Source organism: Streptomyces sp. NBC_00306 (genome assembly GCF_036169555.1).
Classification (GTDB): domain Bacteria; phylum Actinomycetota; class Actinomycetes; order Streptomycetales; family Streptomycetaceae; genus Streptomyces; species Streptomyces achmelvichensis.
The window spans coordinates 5,022,825-5,040,398 of sequence record NZ_CP108032.1; the positions used below are offsets into that span (position 1 = coordinate 5,022,825).

At 70.6% G+C, this 17,574-nt stretch carries 18 protein-coding genes; 10 read left to right on the forward strand and 8 right to left on the reverse strand.

Translation table 11 applies throughout. The features are described 5' to 3' along the window. Window positions 1–86: 86 nt before the first annotated feature. The 6 genes from OHA05_RS22465 (at window position 87) to OHA05_RS22490 (ending at window position 6,336) form a co-directional block, all read left to right on the forward strand. On the forward strand, window positions 87–1,625 hold the full coding sequence (locus OHA05_RS22465; RefSeq protein WP_328863440.1) for an ABC transporter ATP-binding protein: 1,539 nt from the start codon (window positions 87–89) through the stop codon (window positions 1,623–1,625). Then, on the forward strand, window positions 1,622–2,734 hold the full coding sequence (locus OHA05_RS22470) for an ABC transporter permease (protein ID WP_313944527.1): 1,113 nt from the start codon (window positions 1,622–1,624) through the stop codon (window positions 2,732–2,734). Before OHA05_RS22465 ends, OHA05_RS22470 begins: the two co-directional genes overlap by 4 nt. Window positions 2,735–2,846: 112 nt before the next feature. Next, entirely contained in the window at window positions 2,847–4,091 is a 1,245-nt protein-coding gene (locus tag OHA05_RS22475) for an ABC transporter permease (protein WP_313948892.1), read from the forward strand. Window positions 4,092–4,105: 14 nt separating this feature from the next. Further along, window positions 4,106–4,492, forward strand: a complete 387-nt coding sequence (locus tag OHA05_RS22480; protein ID WP_328863441.1) for a cytidine deaminase — start codon at window positions 4,106–4,108, stop codon at window positions 4,490–4,492. Window positions 4,493–4,579: 87 nt separating this feature from the next. Beyond that, entirely contained in the window at window positions 4,580–5,857 is a 1,278-nt protein-coding gene (locus tag OHA05_RS22485) for a thymidine phosphorylase (protein ID WP_313944525.1), read from the forward strand. 197 nt (window positions 5,858–6,054) lie between these two features. Next, on the forward strand, window positions 6,055–6,336 hold the full coding sequence (locus OHA05_RS22490) for an STAS domain-containing protein (protein WP_313944524.1): 282 nt from the start codon (window positions 6,055–6,057) through the stop codon (window positions 6,334–6,336). A 53-nt stretch (window positions 6,337–6,389) separates the two neighbouring features. Here the strand turns inward: OHA05_RS22490 and OHA05_RS22495 are convergent, their stop codons facing one another. The 3 genes from OHA05_RS22495 to OHA05_RS22505 form a co-directional block, all read right to left on the reverse strand. Further along, window positions 6,390–7,457 carry a sigma-70 family RNA polymerase sigma factor gene (locus OHA05_RS22495; RefSeq protein WP_328861553.1) on the reverse strand — a complete coding sequence of 356 codons (1,068 nt, stop codon included), beginning with the start codon at window positions 7,455–7,457 and terminating at the stop codon, window positions 6,390–6,392. 69 nt (window positions 7,458–7,526) lie between these two features. After that, a complete protein-coding gene (locus OHA05_RS22500; protein ID WP_328861554.1) occupies window positions 7,527–8,249 on the reverse strand; it encodes a L,D-transpeptidase family protein in 723 nt (240 codons plus the stop codon). Window positions 8,250–8,358: 109 nt separating this feature from the next. Continuing rightward, a complete protein-coding gene (locus OHA05_RS22505; protein WP_313944521.1) occupies window positions 8,359–9,630 on the reverse strand; it encodes an MFS transporter in 1,272 nt (423 codons plus the stop codon). 62 nt (window positions 9,631–9,692) lie between these two features. Here OHA05_RS22505 and OHA05_RS22510 point away from each other — a divergent pair, with 62 nt between their 5' ends. After that, window positions 9,693–10,646: a LysR family transcriptional regulator gene (locus tag OHA05_RS22510; protein WP_313944520.1), complete on the forward strand. Its 954-nt coding sequence runs from the start codon at window positions 9,693–9,695 to the stop codon at window positions 10,644–10,646. Window positions 10,647–10,697: 51 nt separating this feature from the next. On the opposite strand, the gene OHA05_RS22515 is transcribed toward OHA05_RS22510, so the two are convergent. Continuing rightward, the gene (locus tag OHA05_RS22515; protein WP_328861555.1) at window positions 10,698–11,558 is read right to left on the reverse strand and encodes an alpha/beta hydrolase; all 861 of its coding nucleotides are present in this window, start codon (window positions 11,556–11,558) and stop codon (window positions 10,698–10,700) included. Between the two features lie 103 nt (window positions 11,559–11,661). On the opposite strand from OHA05_RS22515, the gene OHA05_RS22520 reads away from it, so the two are divergent. The 3 genes from OHA05_RS22520 to OHA05_RS22530 all read left to right on the forward strand — a co-directional run bounded on the left by OHA05_RS22520 (window position 11,662) and on the right by OHA05_RS22530 (window position 14,290). Further along, window positions 11,662–12,816, forward strand: coding sequence for an adenosine deaminase (locus tag OHA05_RS22520; protein WP_313944518.1), 1,155 nt, complete (start codon window positions 11,662–11,664; stop codon window positions 12,814–12,816). Window positions 12,817–12,938: 122 nt separating this feature from the next. After that, complete coding sequence (locus OHA05_RS22525; RefSeq protein WP_313944517.1) at window positions 12,939–13,331, forward strand: ATP-binding protein; 393 nt, start codon at window positions 12,939–12,941, stop codon at window positions 13,329–13,331. Between the two features lie 119 nt (window positions 13,332–13,450). Continuing rightward, complete coding sequence (locus OHA05_RS22530) at window positions 13,451–14,290, forward strand: hypothetical protein (protein ID WP_313944516.1); 840 nt, start codon at window positions 13,451–13,453, stop codon at window positions 14,288–14,290. Between the two features lie 13 nt (window positions 14,291–14,303). Here the strand turns inward: OHA05_RS22530 and OHA05_RS22535 are convergent, their stop codons facing one another. The 4 genes from OHA05_RS22535 to OHA05_RS22550 all read right to left on the reverse strand — a co-directional run bounded on the left by OHA05_RS22535 (window position 14,304) and on the right by OHA05_RS22550 (window position 17,537). Continuing rightward, the gene (locus tag OHA05_RS22535) at window positions 14,304–14,504 is read right to left on the reverse strand and encodes a PspC domain-containing protein (protein WP_313944515.1); all 201 of its coding nucleotides are present in this window, start codon (window positions 14,502–14,504) and stop codon (window positions 14,304–14,306) included. Between the two features lie 102 nt (window positions 14,505–14,606). Then, window positions 14,607–15,176, reverse strand: a complete 570-nt coding sequence (locus OHA05_RS22540; RefSeq protein WP_313944514.1) for a VanZ family protein — start codon at window positions 15,174–15,176, stop codon at window positions 14,607–14,609. Window positions 15,177–15,327: 151 nt separating this feature from the next. Then, on the reverse strand, window positions 15,328–15,963 hold the full coding sequence (locus OHA05_RS22545; protein WP_313944513.1) for a hypothetical protein: 636 nt from the start codon (window positions 15,961–15,963) through the stop codon (window positions 15,328–15,330). Continuing rightward, window positions 15,960–17,537, reverse strand: coding sequence for a HAMP domain-containing sensor histidine kinase (locus tag OHA05_RS22550; protein WP_328861556.1), 1,578 nt, complete (start codon window positions 17,535–17,537; stop codon window positions 15,960–15,962). The genes OHA05_RS22545 and OHA05_RS22550 overlap by 4 nt, the downstream gene beginning before the upstream one ends. Window positions 17,538–17,574: the final 37 nt, after the last annotated feature.

Consider the following 17,574-nt stretch of genomic DNA (forward strand, 5'->3'; position numbering starts at 1 on the left):
GAACCCCCCTCCGCCCTGCCTCCCTGCTCCTTTCCCGCCAAGGAGAGTGCGTCATCAACGCGTCCAGCCCTCCTGCCGCCGTAGAACTGCGCGGCATCACCAAGCGCTTCCCGGGTGTCGTCGCCAACCACGACATCGACATCACCGTCCACAAGGGCACCGTGCACGCCCTCGTCGGTGAGAACGGCGCCGGTAAGTCGACCCTGATGAAGATCCTTTACGGCATGCAGAAGCCGGACGAGGGCACCATCACCATCGACGGCTCCCAGGCCACCTTCTCCAGCCCCGCCGACGCCATCGCGCGCGGAATCGGCATGGTGCACCAGCACTTCATGCTGGCCGACAACCTCACCGTGCTGGAGAACGTCGTTCTCGGGGGCGAGAAGCTCTACGGCATCGGCGCCAAGGCGCGCAAGAAGATCAAGGAGCTGTCGCAGGCGTACGGGCTCAACGTCCGCCCCGACGTCCTGGTCGAACAGCTCGGTGTCGCCGACCGGCAGCGTGTGGAGATCCTCAAGGTCCTCTACCGCGGGGCGCACACCCTCATCCTCGACGAGCCGACCGCCGTGCTCGTGCCGCAGGAGGTCGACGCGCTCTTCGCGAACCTGCGCGAGCTCAAGGCCGAGGGCCTGACCGTCATCTTCATCTCCCACAAGCTCGGCGAAGTCCTCTCCGTGGCCGACGAGATCACGGTCATCCGCCGCGGCACCACGGTCGGCACCGCCGACCCGAGGAGCACCACGACCAAGCAGCTCGCCGAGCTGATGGTCGGCAGCGAACTTCCGTCGCCGGAGACCCGTGAGTCCACGGTGACCGATGTCCCGATGCTGACCGTGGACAGTCTGCGGCTCACCGCGACCGACCCCGACGGCGTCGTGCGCGAGGTCCTCGACGGCATCAACTTCACCATCCACCAAGGCGAGGTGATGGGCATCGCCGGCGTCGAGGGCAACGGGCAGACCGAGCTCATCGAGGCCCTGATGGGTATGCGCGACCCCGACGGCGGTGTGATCACGCTCGGCAAGAACGACATCTCGCACGCGCCCACGCGCAAGCGCCGCGAGGACGGCATCGGTTACATCCCCGAGGACCGCCACCGGCACGGGCTGCTGCTGGAGTCCCCGCTGTGGGAGAACCGCATCCTCGGCCATGTCACCGAGCGCCCCAACAGCAAGCGCGGTCTGCTCGACCTCAAGGCGGCCCGCAAGGACACCGAGCGGATCGTGCGCGAGTACGACGTGCGCACCCCCGGCATCGAGGTCACCGCGGCCTCCCTCTCCGGCGGCAACCAGCAGAAGCTGATCGTCGGCCGCGAGATGAGCCACGCGCCGAAGCTGCTCATCGCCGCCCACCCCACCCGTGGTGTGGACGTCGGCGCCCAGGCGGCGATCTGGGACCAGATCCGGGAGGCGCGCCGCGAGGGTCTCGCGGTGCTGCTGATCTCCGCGGACCTGGACGAGCTCATCGGGCTCTCCGACACCCTGCGGGTGATGTACCGGGGCCGGCTGGTCGCGGACGCCGACCCCGCCACCATCACCCCGGAGGAGCTGGGCTCGGCCATGACCGGCGCCGCCACCGGCCACCTGGAAGCACCCGAGCAGCCCGAGAACGGTGAGGCCCGATGAAGAAGTTCGACAAGGACCGGCTGATCCTGGGCCTCGCCGGCCCGGCGCTCGCCCTGGTCGTGGCCTTCCTGCTCACCTCGGTGGTGCTGCTCGTCTCGGACCGTGATCCGATCGAGCCGTACACCCTGATGATCCAGAACGCCGAGTACACCGACGTCCAGGTGCTGATCGTCAACCAGGCCGGTACGTACTACCTCGCCGCCCTGGCCGTCGCCATCGGCTTCCGGATGAACCTGTTCAACATCGGTGTGGACGGCCAGTACCGCCTCGCGGCGATGCTGGCGGCGGTCGTCGGCGCCTCCGTGGAACTGCCCGGCCCGCTCCACGTCCTGCTGATCGTGCTCGTCGCCATGTTCGTCGGTGCCTTCTGGGCCGGCATCGCGGGCATCCTGAAGACCACCCGCGGCGTCAGCGAGGTCGTCTCGACGATCATGCTGAACGCGATCGCGACCAGCCTGATCGCCTGGATGATCCTGCCCAAGAACCTCGGTGTGCAGCCGGAGGGTTCCAACGACCTGACGACCGGCGAGATCGCCGAGTCCGGCTGGTTCCCCGGCCTGGACACCGGTGAGGGCGGGGTCGTCTACGGCTTCACCTTCATCGCGTTCGGACTGGGCATCGTCTACTGGTTCATCCTCAACCGCACCCGCTTCGGCTTCGACCTGCGCGCCACCGGCGCCAGCCAGTCCGCGGCCCAGGCGAGCGGCGTGGACGCCAAGAAGATGGTCCTCACCGCCATGCTGATCTCCGGTGCGGTCGCGGGCCTGTCCGGTCTGCCGCTGCTGCTGGGCCAGACCCACACGTACAGCCTGAGCTTCCCGGTCGGCGTCGGCTTCACCGGCATCACGATCGCCCTGCTCGGCCGCAACAACCCGATCGGCATCTTCTTCGCCGCACTGCTGATCGCCTTCCTGGAGAAGACCTCGGCCTCGCTGGACCAGCACGGTTACGAGAAGGAGATCGCCACGATCATGCAGGGCCTGATCGTGATCTCGGTCGTCGTGTCCTACGAACTCGTCCGCCAGTACGGGCTGCGCCGCCAGCAGCAGAAGGTCGGCGAGGAACTCGCCGCCCAGGCCCGTAAGTCCCGTGAGGAGGCTGTCCTGTGAGCGACGCACTCGAGGCCGTCGGGCTTCGGACGACGAGGATGGCCGCGCCCCTGCGCCGAGTGGGCGGAGAAGCGAGTGAAGGCAGGACAGCGTGAGCACCAGCACCGTCTCGATGACGTCGACCGCACCCAAGAAGGGCGGCGGCCGCCGCAAGCTGTCCCTGCCGGTGATCATGCTGATCATCGCGGCGGGCCTCCTGCTGTTCTCCCTGGTCCGGGTGATCAGCGGCGCCAATGACCTCACCTCGGTGGGCCAGGTCGCCGGCGCACTCCAGCTGGCCGTGCCGATCGGCCTGGCCGGACTCGGCGGTCTGTGGGCCGAGCGGGCCGGTGTGGTCAACATCGGCCTCGAAGGCATGATGATCCTCGGCACCTGGTTCGGTGCCTGGGCCGGCTACCAGTGGGGTCCGTGGACCGGTGTCCTGCTGGGCATCGTCGGCGGCGCGCTCGGCGGTCTGCTGCACGCCGTGATCACCGTGACGTTCAACGTCAACCACATCGTCTCCGGTGTGGCCATCAACATCCTGGCCGTCGGTGTCACCCGCTACCTGTCGAACTTCACGTTCGCCGAGGCGGACGGCGGCTCCTCCAAGCAGTCCCCGCGCATCGACCAGATCACCGAGTTCACCATTCCGGGACTCTCGGACTGGATGATCGATCTCCAGGCCAAACACTGGTTCTTCATCTCCGACCTGGCCGGTGTGATCGGCGGTCTGGTGACCAACCTGTCCCTGCTGACCATCGTCGCCATCCTGCTGATCCCCGGCACCTGGTGGATCCTGTGGCGCACCGCCTTCGGTCTGCGGCTGCGCTCCTGCGGTGAGAACCCCGTCGCCGCCGAGTCCCTGGGCGTCAACGTCTACAAGTACAAGTACATCGCGGTCACCGTCTCCGGCGGTCTGGCCGGTCTCGGCGGCGCGTTCCTCGCCATCGTCGCGACCGGGATCTACCAGGAGGGCCAGACCGGCGGGCGCGGCTACATCGGTCTCGCGGCCATGATCTTCGGCAACTGGATGCCGGGCGGCATGGCGCTGGGCGCCGGGCTCTTCGGCTTCACCGACGGTCTGAAGCTGCGCGGCGGCGCGGAGAACGTCCACGCGATGCTGCTCCTGCTGGCGATCCTGCTCCTGCTCCTCGTGGGCTGGCAGCTCTACAAGCGCAAGCATCTGCAGGCCGCGATCGCCGCTGTCGTCTCCGCCGGACTGTTCGCCTGGTACGCGATGACGGACGCCCTGCCGAGCCAGTTCGTGGACGCGGCGCCGTACGTCACCACGCTGCTGGTCCTCGCCCTGTCCGCACAGCGCCTGCGGCCGCCGAAGGCCGACGGCCTGCCGTACCGCAAGGGCGAGGGCAAGTGACGACCCCGTCCGGGATGGACGTCGACTGGGAGCTCCTGCGGGAGCGGGCGCGTGAGGCGATGTCGCACGCGTACGCCCCCTACTCGGGCTACCCGGTCGGCGTGGCGGCGCTCGTCGACGACGGCCGCATCATCGTCGGCTGCAACGTCGAGAACGCCTCGTACGGTCTGTCGCTGTGCGCGGAGTGCGGCCTGGTGTCGCAGCTCCATGCCACCGGCGGTGGCCGGCTCACGCACTTCGCGTGCGTGGACGGCCGGGGCGAGGTGCTGGTGCCCTGCGGGCGGTGCCGGCAGCTGCTGTACGAATTCGGCGGCCCCGAGCTGCTGCTGGACACCCCGGAAGGGATCCTGACCCTGGACGAGATGCTCCCGCAGGCGTTCGGGCCGCAGCATCTCCCGTAGGAGTACGGCCGCGGCCCTTCCGCTCCGGCGGAGGGGCCGCGGTCATACCCTCTTTCTATGCGCGTAGAGCAACTCTGGAGGAATCCCATGGACGTCATCTCCGTCATCCGCACCAAGCGGGACCGGGGTGAGCTGAGCCCCGAGCAGATCGACTGGGTCATCGACGCCTACACCCGGGGTGAGGTCGCCGACGAGCAGATGTCGGCGCTGGCGATGGCGATCCTGCTGAACGGCATGAACCGCACCGAGATCGCCCGCTGGACGGCGGCGATGATCGCCTCCGGCGAGCGCATGAACTTCGACGCACTCTCCCGCCCCACCGCCGACAAGCACTCCACCGGTGGCGTCGGCGACAAGATCACGCTGCCGCTCGCCCCGCTGGTCGCCGCGTGCGGCGCCGCCGTCCCGCAGCTCTCCGGCCGCGGTCTCGGCCACACCGGCGGCACGCTCGACAAGCTGGAGTCCATCCCCGGCTGGCGCGCGCTGCTGTCCAACGAGGAGATGCTGAACGTCCTCGACACCACCGGCGCGGTGATCTGCGCGGCCGGTGACGGGCTCGCCCCCGCCGACAAGAAGCTCTATGCGCTCCGCGATGTCACCGGCACGGTCGAGGCCATCCCGCTCATCGCCTCCTCGATCATGTCCAAGAAGATCGCCGAGGGCACCGGCTCGCTGGTCCTGGACGTCAAGGTCGGCACCGGCGCGTTCATGAAGACCATCGAGGACGCCCGCGAACTGGCCTCCACCATGGTCGCGTTGGGCACCGACAGCGGAGTGCGGACCGTCGCACTGCTCACCGACATGTCCACCCCGCTCGGCCTCACCGCGGGCAACGCGCTCGAGGTCCGCGAGTCCGTCGAGGTCCTCGCCGGCGGCGGTCCCTCCGATGTCGTCGAGCTGACCCTGGCGCTGGCCCGCGAAATGCTCGACGCGGCCGGCATCAAGGACGCCGACCCGGAGAAGGCGCTGGCCGACGGCTCGGCGATGGACGTCTGGAAGCGCATGATCGCTGCCCAGGGCGGCGACCCGGACGCGACGCTCCCGGTGGCCCGCGAGCAGCACGTCGTCACCGCCTCCGCCTCCGGCGTCCTGACCCGCCTGGACGCGTACGACGTCGGCATCGCCGCCTGGCGCCTCGGAGCGGGCCGGGCTCGCAAGGAGGACCCGGTGCAGGCGGGTGCGGGCGTCGAACTGCACGCCAAGCCCGGCGAGACGGTGACGGCGGGCCAGCCGCTGATGACCCTGCACACGGACACCCCGGAGAAGTTCGACTACGCGCTCCGGTCCCTGGGTTCGGCGTACGACATCGCCCCGGCGGGCACGGAGTTCACCCCGAACCCGATCGTGCTGGACCGCATCGCCTGACCGGCGCACATCCGACGGACAGCGGGACCGGTGGATCTCCACCGGTCCCGCTCTCCGTCGTGGCACCGATGAGATCGGGCGCCCGCACCGGTCCCCAGAACAGGACGTATCCGTACGACGACGGGACGGGATCGTGAGCCATGCGCCGAAGTCTTCTGACAGCGATGAGTTACGGCCGCAGGGGCAGTCTGATACGTGTGGACGCCACACAGCCCGTCGTCATGCGCATTTCCGGGAGGCTGACCCCGGACGATGTGCCGCGCCTGTGCGAGGAGTTGCACGCGCGGCTCTCCGGCACCGGCGCCACCGAGGCGATCTGTGACGTCGGAGGGCTGACACACGCCAGTCTGACCGCCGTCAACGCCCTTGCGCGGATGCAGCTCACGGCCCGGCGGCTGGGGTGCCGGGTCCGGATGCGGGATGCGGGGCCGGAGCTGCGCGCACTGCTGGAACTGGTGGGCCTGGGCGAAGTCGCCTGACAGGGATGGCTCAGGACGCCGCCGGTGAGGCAAGCCGCCCGCAAGGGACGGTCCTAGCCGGCCGTCTTCGGGGCCTCCGCTCCCGCGTCCGTACCCTCACCCGCGGCGGCCTCCGGGGCCACCCCGGCGACCGGGGCGCCGTCCTTGTCGAGGGCCGGTGGCAGGTCGAACAGGGGGAACCACCTCTTGGTGTCCAGGAAGAAGTCCATCCCGCCGATCTTGCCGTCCGAGAGCTCCAGGACGATGAGCGCCCACGGCTCGTACCCCTCGCCGGACGGGCTCGGGTGGTAGTGCGCGAACGCCGGCGAGCCGTTCGCCACGGTCGGGACCAGCTTCGATCCCCGGCACACCTCGCCCACGCCGAGCATCCAGCCGACGATGTTGTCGTGGCCGCGCAGCCACAGGTCGTAAGGCGGCATGGACATCGTCGCGTCCTCGTGGAGGAGGGCGGTCAGCGCCTGCATGTCGTATCCCTCGAAGGCCGCCACATAGCGGGCGAGGAGCTTCTGCTGTTCTTCGTCGAGAGGGTCCGCGCCGTCCGAGGAGGCCGGCTCCGACTCGGCGAGGGTCGCCCGAGCCCGCTGGAGCGCGCTGTTCACCGAGGCGACCGTGGTGCCCAGCAACTCGGCGACCTCGCTCGCCTTCCAGGCCAGCACCTCGCGCAGGATCAGGACGGCACGCTGCTTGGGCGGCAGATGCTGGAGCGCGGCGACGAACGCCAGCCTGATCGTCTCGCGCTCCACCGCGGTCTCCGCAGGGTCGGCCACCGAGGGCAGCACCCGCCCGTCGGGCACCGGCTCGAGCCAGGTGACCTCCGGGCGGCTGGTCAGCTGGGCCTGGGCGACGGGGGTCGCGGCCGTGAGGTCCATCGGGCGGGCGCGGCGGTTGCCTGCGTTCAGCATGTCGAGACAGACGTTCGTCGCGATGCGGTACAGCCACGACCGCAGCGACGAACGCCCTTCGAACTTCTCGAAATTCCGCCAGGCCCGGACCATCGTGTCCTGCACCGCGTCCTCCGCCTCGAAAGCGGAGCCGAGCATGCGATAGCAGTAACCGGTCAGCTCTCGCCGGTACTGCTCCAGTCTCGAATCCAGGTCCTGCGTCGTTGCCAGATCACTCATCGGGTCCACCCCTGTCGCCCATTCGGCACCAGCCCTTCGGAACCTACAGGAGGGGACTGACAGTGGGGGTCAGGTTCCCGGCTTGCGCCCGTATACGTGCACGTCGTCGCCGTTCTTCAACAGATTCCAGTATGCCTTTGCCTCCGCGGGCCGCATATTGACGCAGCCCCCCGAGCCCGGCGGGTTGTACATCGACTTCGTGACCGAGTGGAAGGCCTGGCCGCCGTCGAAGAACTGCGAATACGGCATCCGGACCTTGTAGATGGTGGAGAAGTGGTTGATGCTCCGCCAGTAGATCTTCTTGGCGCCGGTACGGGTCTCGGTGCCGTTCTTGCCGGTACGCACCGCGACCGGGCCGTAGACGAGCTTCTTGCCGTCCTGGATCCAGCTCAGCTGACGGGTCAGGTCGACACAGGCGATGCGGCCCTTGTTGGTCGGACACTTCCCGGCCGCGTTCGGGTTCTTCCCCGCCGCGCGCTGCGCCAGGATCGTATTCATCGTCTGCCAGGTCAGCGGGCCGGCGTAACCGATGGTCGGCGTGATCCCGTGCCATCCCTGGAAGGTCCGGATCGCCTTGCAGTCGGCCGCCGACTGCTTGCCGTCCACCGGACGCCCCATGAACTTCTCGACCTGCTTCTGGTACGGCCCCGTCGCCGTCGTGCACGAGGCCGCGGCAGCAGGCGCGCTGCCTATCGCCATCGTGAGCGGGACCACCAGCCCGGTCAGGCCGAGCACCACTCCCGCCCGTCCCCGTATGCCCTGCGTCCCCCGTGTCCCCCCGGTGCGACCCATCGCCACCAACTCCCCTCCGTGGACCGCGCCGACGCGCGGGTCTGCCAGCTTTGACGCTCACGGAGGAGCCGCGGTTGTACGGGAGAGGGACCAATTTCGCGCGGGTTCGTCAGCGCTGTGCGCCGGCGAGCAGCATCCGGTGCTCGGCGCGGGCCACCCGGGTCCCGTACAGCGTGATCGAAACGACGCCGAGCACGGCCAGCAGGCCCAGCAGGACCGTGCCCGCCCAGCCGCCGGAGTGGTAGGCGAGGGCGCCGAGCGCACCGCCCGCGCTGCTGCCGAGGTAGTACGCGGACTGGTACAGCGCGGACGCCTGGGCGCGGCCCGTCTTCGCCGTACGGCTCACCGAGGACGAGGCGACCGCGTGCCCGGCGAAGAACCCGGCGGTGATCAGCACCAGTCCCAGCAGCACCGCGGGCAGCGTGTCCGCCAGTGACAGCAGCAGGCCGGCGGCGGTCGTGGTGACCGCGAGGTACAGGGCTCCGCGGCGGCCGAGACGGCCGACCAGCTTCCCGGCGGCGGCGGAGGAGACCGTACCGACGAGGTACACCAGGAAGATCGAGCCGACGATGCCCTGCGGCAGGCTGAAGGGGGCCTCGACCAGCCGGTAGCCGATCACCGTGTAGACCGCGCCGAACACCGTCATGAACAGGGCGCCGATCGCGTACAGCCGCAGCAGCAACGGGTCGGCGAGATGACCGCGGACCGTCGCGACGAGGGCGCGCGGGTTCACCGAACCGGGCCTGAAGTGACGGGCCCTGGGGAGCATCGCGCGGAAGACCAGCGCGCACACCAGGGCCATCAGGCCGACCGCGGCGAGCGCCGCGCGCCAGCCCCAGAGCTGGGCCACCCAGCCGGTGACGATCCGCCCGCTCATCCCGCCGATGCTGTTGCCCGCCACGAACAGGCCGATCGCGGCCACCAGCGCCTTCGGCCGCACCTCCTCCGCGAGATACGCCATCGCCGAGGCCGGCAGCCCGGCCAGCGCCGCGCCCTGCACGGCACGCAGCGCCACCAGCCACTCCAGGCTCGGCGCGAACGGCACCAGCAGTCCCACCGCCACGGCGACGGCCAGCGACGCCGTCATCACGGTGCGCCGCCCGAAGCGCTCGGAGAGCGAGCTCATCGGCAGGACGAACAGGGCCAGCGCGGCGGTCGCCGCGGAGACGGTCCAGCTGGCGGCGGACGCGCTCACGCCGAAATCGGCGGAGACGGCGGGCAGCAGCGCCTGCGTGGAGTAGAGGAGGGCGAACGTGGCCATACCGGCGGCGAAGAGCGCGAAGCTCATGCGGCGGTAGCCGGGCTGCCCGGGGGAGAGGAGTTCGGGTGACGACGGGCCGGCGCCCACGGGAGTGGACGCCTTGGTACTGGCGGGAGACATGCTTCGAACGTAGGCGCCGGAACTTCATGCGTCCAATGCATGGATTGGCCATAATCGTTCCCATGGTGCATGACCACAGCTCACAGCCTCGGCTGTCACCGAGTAGTTACGAAGAAGACATCGCGCTGCTGCTCGCGCCGCGCCTCGCGTACTTCGCCGGAGTCGCCCGCCACGAGCATGTGACGCGCGCCGCACAGGAGATGGGGGTGCCGCAGTCGACCCTGTCACGGGCGATGGTGCGCCTGGAGAACGACCTCGGTCTGGCCCTGTTCGCGCGCAAGGGCCGCACGGTCTCTCTCACTCCGGCGGGGCGGACCTTCCTGGCCTCCGTGGAGCGGGCGCTGGGCGAGGTCGAGCGGGCGGCGGACTCGGTACGGGCGGACGCCGATCCCAGCGCGGGAAAGGTGGCGTTCGGCTTTCTGCACACCATGGGGTCGGAGACCGTGCCGGGGCTGTTGCGGGCCTTTCGCGCCGACCATCCGCGCGTCCGCTTCACCCTCGTGCAGAACTACGGCGAGGCGATGCTGGAGCGGCTGCGCGCGGGAGAGCTCGATCTGTGCCTGACCTCACCGGTGCCGGACGCGCCGGACCTCGTCGCCCGGCGCCTGGACGAGCAGCGGCTGCGCCTGGTGGTGCCGGACGACCACCGGCTCGCCGGCCGCCGCCGCATCCGGCTGGCGGAGGCGGCGGACGAGGTCTTCGTGACCCTCGAACCCGGCTACGGTCTGCGCCGGATCACCGACGACCTGTGCGCGGAGGCCGGCTTCACCCCGCGGGTCGCCTTCGAGGGCGAGGAGGCGGAGACCCTGCGCGGGCTGGTGGCCGCGGGCCTGGGCGTGGCCCTGCTGCCGCCGCCGGCCGTCGCGCGGCCGGGCGTGGTGGAGCTGACGGTGACCGCCCCGCGCGCGGTCCGCGAGATCGGTCTCGCCTGGCTCGACGGACACCCGGACACCGCCCCCGTGGCCGCGTTCAAGAAGTTCCTGCTCTCCCGCCGGGGCAACCTGCTCCCGGACTGAGAAACCGGTCCGGGAGGCGTCCGGGCACGTGACTGCGTGGGCCGCCCGGCCCTACCGTCGCAGCGATCTGCCGAAGCCGGCCGCCAGCGGCATCCGCAGGCCGAGCGGGGGAGGGGCCGCGAGCGCGTCGGCCACCGGGCGGGCGTAGGGCCGGGTGAAGAGGGCACCGAGGACGAAGTCGGCGGCCAGCGCCTGGACTTCACCGTGGTGCTGACGCAGCGCGTTGCCGTCCGTGTGGACCTCGAAGCGGCAGGTGTCGCGGTTCGTCTTCTTCGCCCGCTCGGCCAGCCGGTAGGACAACTCCGGGTCCGTACGGGCGTCGTTCGTGCCGTGCACGATCAGCACCTGCCGGCCGACGAGCTGCTTCACCGGTTCGGGTGTGGCCGCCATGTCGTCCTCGGGCAGCCACGGGGCGAGCGCCAGCACCGAGTTGACCGCCGGGTGGCCCGCGGCGTGCAGGGCCGCGCGGCCGCCGATGCCGTGGCCGACGAGACAGACGGGCACGTCCCCGTACCGCTGGAGCACGTCGTCCGCCGACCGGGCCGCGTCCACGGCAGGCAGTGCGTCCGTCCCGTTCCAGCCCCGGTAGCGGTAGTGCACCGCGTGCACCACCAGTCCGTGCTCGCGCCCCGCGCGTGCCAGCGACCGGCCCATCGGCAGTGCCGCCGCGTACGACAGCGGGGAGGGTCTGCGGACGGACTCGGGCTCCCCGTCGGGCAGGAGCAGGACCACTCCGCCGACCGCCGGACCGGCTCCCGCCGCCCGGCCGCCCACCGCCCGGCCGAGCCGGGCCTCCCGACCGCGCCCGTTCCCTCGCTCTCCCCTCGCCACGGTCGCCTCACGGCGGGTTCCCGTACCTCTGGCCTGGTCGCCCGGACGCCCCCACCACAGGGGCGATGCGTGGTGTGCCATGACAGAACAGTCTCAGAAGGGCGGGTGTACTCCACCCGTACGCACGGTCACTGTTACGTATCGACGCGGCTCCCTCTACGCGCGTAGGGGCTAGAGTGCGCAGATGACGAGCCAGACCCTCAACACGCCCACCGCGGACCAGATCCGCCGTGCTCCGAAGGTGCTCCTGCACGACCACCTCGACGGCGGGCTGCGTCCGGGCACGATCATCGAACTCGCCCAGGCACACGGCTACGAACAGCTCCCCGAGTCCGAGCCGGACAAGCTGGGCATCTGGTTCCGCGAGGCCGCCGACTCCGGCTCGCTGGAGCGCTATCTGGAGACCTTCGCGCACACCTGCGCCGTCATGCAGACCCGCGACGCCCTCTTCCGGGTCGCCGCCGAGTGCGCCGAGGACCTCGCCGAGGACGGTGTGGTCTACGCGGAGGTGCGGTACGCCCCCGAGCAGCACCTGGAGGCCGGCCTCACGCTCGAAGAGGTCGTCGAGGCCGTCAACGAGGGCTTCCGCGAGGGCGAGCGGCGTGCCAGGGAGAGCGGTCACCGCATCCGCGTCGGCGCGCTGCTCACCGCCATGCGGCACGCGGCCCGCGCCCTGGAGATCGCCGAACTGGCCAACCGCTACCGCGATCTGGGCGTCGTCGGCTTCGACATCGCCGGCGCCGAGGCGGGCTTCCCGCCCACCCGTCACCTGGACGCCTTCGAGTACCTGAAGCGCGAGAACAACCACTTCACCATCCACGCCGGTGAGGCCTTCGGTCTGCCGTCGATCTGGCAGGCGCTCCAGTGGTGCGGCGCCGACCGCCTCGGGCACGGCGTGCGCATCATCGACGACATCGAGGTGGCGGACGACGGCACGGTGCGGCTCGGCCGCCTCGCCGCGTACGTACGGGACAAGCGCATCCCGCTGGAGCTCTGCCCGACGTCGAACCTGCAGACCGGCGCCGCCGACTCGTACGCCGACCACCCCATCGGGCTGCTGCGGAAACTGCACTTCAGGGCCACCGTCAACACCGACAACCGGCTCATGAGCGGCACCAGCATGACCCGTGAATTCGAGTTGCTGACCGATACCTTCGGATACACGCTCGACGACATGCAGTGGTTCACCGTCAATGCGATGAAGTCGGCGTTCATTCCTTTCGATGAACGACTGGCGATGATCAATGACGTGATCAAGCCCGGATACGCCGAGTTGAAATCCGAATGGCTGTTCCGCCAGACCGCCGCGACCAGCGATTCTTCCTCCGGCGGAAAGTGATCGTACTTATCGGGAAGCGGCCGGGAACGTCAACACTCGGCCGCTTCGCGGTGTTTGCCACTCCTGTGGGGCGGGGCTAGCTTGCAGAGCCGCTCATATTCCCGTCCCAAGGAAAACCCCTGATGAAGCAGTCTGCTGTCAAGACTCTCGGTGCCGCCGCTCTCGGTGCCGCCTTCGCCGCTGCCGCCGCGGGCTCCGCCGCCGCTGCCCCGGCGACGCTCCCCGACACCGCCACCCCGCTCGACAGCGTCACGAGCGTGGCGCCCGTGCAGAACGCCGTCACCAAGCTCCCGGCGGGTGCACCCGAGTCGCTGGTCGGTGGCCGGCAGGCCCTGACCGAGGCCGTCAGCCCGGTGGCGGCCACGCTGGAGGGCGTCACGAACAAGGCGCTGCCCACCGACGGTGCTGCCGACCCGGTCGCGGGTCTGCTCGGCGGCCTCCCGATCGCCGGGGGCCTTCCGCTGAACGGTCTGCCGCTGAACGGCCTTCCGCTCGGCGGCCTCCCCCTCGGCTGAGACACGGACGGACGGCGATCTTCCGACGGGCGCAACCGACATCCGCCGGACGCCACTGAAGTGGGGCGCACATCCCGAATCGGATGTGGGCCCCACGTCTGTGTGCCAGGATCGCCGCCATGCGCCCGAAGACCGCCGGGACACGTGCCCGACCGACCCTGCTGACAGCCCTCTCCGCCTTCTCCGCCCTCCTGCTGGCCACGGCCTGCACGAGTGACGACGGCAAGGAGCCCGCAAAGGGCTCGGACACGCCCGCGAGTTCGGGCGCGACCACCGGTGCCGGACCGGCCGACGGGGGAAAGAGCGACGGCGGCAACGGCGACGGCGGTGACAGCGGCCAGGGGAACGGCGGCACCGCCGGCGGCGACACCTCGAAGCCGTTCACCGGCCCCCAGTTGGAGCGCTCCGCGCTGGCCACCGGAGATCTGCCCGGCTTCCAGGTGTCCAGCGGCAAGAGCGCCCTCGCCCCCGCGGGGCAGCCCACCGCCGACACCCCGACGTGCCAGCCGCTCGCCGATGCGATGGGTGACGCACCGAGCCCCCGGGCGAAGAGCACGGTCAACCGCGGGCTGGGCTCGGTCGAGAACGTCGGGCTCGCGGTGTCCGCCTCGGTCAGTGCCTACAGCGAGGCGGACGCGGTGAAGCTCATGGACGGCCTTCAGAAGGCTGTCGGCGCGTGCGGCAAGGGATTCACCGCCACCCTCCAGGGCCGCAGCGGCTCCTACCGTGAGGTGAAGGAGAGCCCCTTCACCGCCAAGGGCGCCGACGAGACCGTCAGCTGGACGGCGGTCGGGACCAACGAGGGCGTGGCCGCCCCGGTCCATCTGGTCGTGGTGCGCCAAGGCGCCACGGTGGCGCGGTTCATGGCGCTCGATCTCGCGCGGCGGGTACCGCCGCGCGTCCCCCAGGAGGTTGCCGACAAGCAGCTGGCGAAGGTCGGCCAGGTGCGGGCCGGCTGAGCCGGCAGGTGTACTACCAGGCCGTCGTGGCGGTCTTCTCGGCCGGCAGGAACAGCCACAGCGCCAGGTAGACCAGGAACTGCGGGCCGGGCAGCAGGCACGAGACGGCGAAGATGACCCGCATGGTGCCGGCGGATGTGCCGAAGCGCTGTGCCAGCGCGGCGCACACTCCACCGATCATGCGTCCCTCACGCGGGCGGACAAGTGCGGCCATGATGGGCTCCTTTACGAGAACCGTCTGCGGATGTTCAGGAGCGGTTCCCGGTAGCTCCTGATGTATCCATGGTGGCTCTCGACAGGGGTGCAAAGCGTCGCTCTACGGTGCGATCCCGACCCTGGGAATCGTCGGGGTCGCCCCCTGAGAGGGCTCCTCCCGAAGGACGGCACCGCGCGGACGCGAGGAGGACCCGGCATCCGCGCCCCGCTGCCTGCGGCGCAGCCGGGCCCGGCCGGCGGGGACGACCAGCAGATGGGCGATCGTCACCCCGGCGGTGTTCAGCAGCAGCGAGTCGACGTCGAGCACCCGTCCCGGTACGCCGGTCTGGAGCAGCTCTATGGCGATCGAGAGGAACGCGCCGGCCGCGACGGTGCGGGCCAGTGAGGCCAGCGGCGAGACCATGAGTCTGCCGCCGGCCATGGGCAGCAGGACGCCGAGCGGCGCGAGCAGCAGCAGTCCCTCACCTATCCGGCGGGCGGCCTCCACGGGGCCCAGCGCGAGGTCGGCCTTGATACCGGCGAAGGGCTCGAGATTCGCGGCCGTCACCCACAGCACGTCCAGCGGGCGCAGGGTCAGCCATGCCACGAGCAGCAGATGCGCGAGGAGGAGGGTGACCCCCGCCGCGCGGAAGCGGATGACGGCACTGCCGCCCTGACCTTGACGCTGCACGCCCCCCAAGACGCACGCTGCGCGCGAATCGGTTCCGGAAGCTTTCAAGTGGAAGCCGGACGGGTCGCGCCGCGCGGACCCTTCGGGGCCGTCACCGCACCCCACAGGGCCGTCGGCGCGACGCACGTGACGTACGTCCCAGGCCGTGGCGCTACTGAGACGCGGACGGGGACGGCAGCGCTCCGAGCGTCGGCACCGTCTCGTCCGGCCGCTCCTTGGCCGTCTGGGAGCACGAGTAGCTCCGGGGCGCGTACGCACCCGGACCGCCGAGCACCACGGCGCCTCCCGGGGCCGCCGCCCGGCTCTCCGCGAACGTGCACACGATCTGAGTGAGAGCCGGCGCGGGCAGGTCCTCGGGCTGGCGGTTCAGCCGCAGCGTGCCCGCCGGGTCCCCCTTGCGCGGCCCCGCGGCCACGATCGGCCCGCGGACGTACGTGGCGAAGCCCGCCTCGCGCTCCGAGGACGACGGCTCCTTCTGCAACTCGTCGATCAGCGCCTGGGCCACCTGCACCCGGTCGGTCAGCGCCTTCTTCTCCGGCACTCCGGCCGTACGGTCCACGGACTCCAGCTGGGAGGCGCAGACGAGATAGACGCGCACCGGGACACCGCTCTCCGGCTGCGCCTGGGTGAGGTTGCCGCCCGACACCTCGCAGGGCACCCGCGACGGCGCCGCCCCGGCGTCGACGGGGACCTGGGTGGACCTGATGCCGCACCCGCCGATGGCGAGGGCGCCCAGGAGGGCGGCGAACGCCACCACGGCCCGCCTGCCCGCTGCGTTCGGCGTCACCGTGTGCCTTCCTCTCCCCGGTCACGGCTCTGTGCGTCCGTGCCCTCGTCCGGCCCCGCGTCCGCGTCGGTGTCGCCGTGCCCGTCGCAGTCCTTCGCGTCGGAGCTGTCGCGCGGCAGCCGCAGCACGAACACCGCGCCGTCGCCGTCCGGCGAGTTCGCCGCGGTGATGGTGCCGCCGTGGATGTGCGCGTTCTCCATCGCGATCGACAGGCCCAGACCGCTGCCCTCCGAACGCGGCCGTGACGCGCTCGCCTTGTAGAACCGGTCGAAGACATGCGGCAGGACGTCCTCGGGGATGCCGGGGCCGTGGTCCCGTACCTCGATCAGCAGTTCGCCGTCGACCGGGCGCACCGACACGCGAACCGGCGAGCCGCCGTGCTTGAGCGCGTTGCCGATCAGGTTCGCGAGGATCACGTCGAGCCGGCGCGGGTCGAGCCGCGCCATGATGCCGCGTTCGGCGTCCAGGTCCACGGCGTCCAGCCACGCACGGGCGTCGATGCACGCGGTGACCTGGTCGGCGACGTCGACGTTGTCCACGACGAGCTTCGCCGTGCCCGCGTCGAAGCGGGTGACCTCCATGAGGTTCTCCACCAGATCGCCGAGCCGCCGGGTCTCGCTCACCACCAGGTTCACCGCGGGCGCGATCATCGGGTCGAGGGTGTCGACCTCGTCCTCCAGCACTTCGGTGACGGCGGTCAGCGCGGTGAGCGGGGTGCGCAGTTCGTGCGACATGTCGGCGACGAAACGGCGGCTGGACTCCTCCCGCGCGCTCATGTCGTCGACCTTCTTCTCCAGCGACTCGGCCGTCTTGTTGAACGTCCGCGCCAGCTCGGCCAGTTCATCGGTTCCCGACACCCGCAGCCGGGTGTCGAGCTTGCCCTCGCCGAGCCGCCGGGCCGCCTCGCCGAGCCGGTGCACCGGCTTCAGCACGGTCGTGGCCGCGGCCTGGGCGAGCAGCGCCGAGCCGACGAGCGCCAGCGCGGTCGCGATCCCCAGCGACCAGGCCAGCGAATTGAGGTCCTGCCGTTCCTGGTCCAGCGACTTGAAGACGTAGCCCGTCGGGCCGCCGCCGACGATCCGGGTGCCGCCGACGAGGAAGGGCTCGCCGTTGCGCTCGGTGCGCAGCCAGTACAGGTGGTACGGGACCTGGTTGCCCGCACCTATGTCCTGACGCTTGTCCACCGCCTCGCGCAGCCGCCCGGGCACGTCGTCCAGCGTGAAGGTGTCCGGGTCGGAGGTGACGACCACCGGCTTGCCCTCGTCGCGCTGACCGATCAGGAGCACGCTGTAGTCGGCGTTGCCGTCGGCCATCTGCTCGGCGGCCTCCTGGAGTTCGGCCTGCGTCGGCTCCAGCGGGAGCGCCGCTGCCCGGTTCTGCATGTCCTGCCGGAAGTCCGCGAGGGCGGAGTCCTGCGTCCGGGTCAGGACGGCTTCCCGGTTCAGCCAGTACGCGATCCCCGAGGCGGTCACCGCCGCGGTCAGCGCGACCGCCGCGAAGACCACGACCAGCCGGAGCCTGAGGCTCGTCCAGCGCAGCGGGGCGAGTACGGCGCGCTTTGCGGCACTGCTCACCGAGGGGTTCCGTTCATGGGAATGACGGTGCAGACAT

What these genes read in the sequence shown, in the direction of transcription:
- OHA05_RS22510 (WP_313944520.1), top strand. Translation starts at nt 9,693, where the DNA reads ATGGTGCATGACCACAGCTCACAGCCTCGGCTGTCACCGAGTAGTTAC.
- OHA05_RS22485 (WP_313944525.1), top strand. Translation starts at nt 4,580, where the DNA reads ATGGACGTCATCTCCGTCATCCGCACCAAGCGGGACCGGGGTGAGCTG.
- OHA05_RS22500 (WP_328861554.1), bottom strand. Translation starts at nt 8,249, where the DNA reads ATGGGTCGCACCGGGGGGACACGGGGGACGCAGGGCATACGGGGACGG.
- OHA05_RS22525 (WP_313944517.1), top strand. Translation starts at nt 12,939, where the DNA reads ATGAAGCAGTCTGCTGTCAAGACTCTCGGTGCCGCCGCTCTCGGTGCC.
- OHA05_RS22515 (WP_328861555.1), bottom strand. Translation starts at nt 11,558, where the DNA reads ATGGCACACCACGCATCGCCCCTGTGGTGGGGGCGTCCGGGCGACCAG.
- OHA05_RS22535 (WP_313944515.1), bottom strand. Translation starts at nt 14,504, where the DNA reads ATGGCCGCACTTGTCCGCCCGCGTGAGGGACGCATGATCGGTGGAGTG.
- OHA05_RS22505 (WP_313944521.1), bottom strand. Translation starts at nt 9,630, where the DNA reads ATGTCTCCCGCCAGTACCAAGGCGTCCACTCCCGTGGGCGCCGGCCCG.
- OHA05_RS22530 (WP_313944516.1), top strand. Translation starts at nt 13,451, where the DNA reads ATGCGCCCGAAGACCGCCGGGACACGTGCCCGACCGACCCTGCTGACA.
- OHA05_RS22520 (WP_313944518.1), top strand. Translation starts at nt 11,662, where the DNA reads ATGACGAGCCAGACCCTCAACACGCCCACCGCGGACCAGATCCGCCGT.
- OHA05_RS22495 (WP_328861553.1), bottom strand. Translation starts at nt 7,457, where the DNA reads ATGAGTGATCTGGCAACGACGCAGGACCTGGATTCGAGACTGGAGCAG.
- OHA05_RS22480 (WP_328863441.1), top strand. Translation starts at nt 4,106, where the DNA reads ATGGACGTCGACTGGGAGCTCCTGCGGGAGCGGGCGCGTGAGGCGATG.
- OHA05_RS22470 (WP_313944527.1), top strand. Translation starts at nt 1,622, where the DNA reads ATGAAGAAGTTCGACAAGGACCGGCTGATCCTGGGCCTCGCCGGCCCG.
- OHA05_RS22475 (WP_313948892.1), top strand. Translation starts at nt 2,847, where the DNA reads ATGACGTCGACCGCACCCAAGAAGGGCGGCGGCCGCCGCAAGCTGTCC.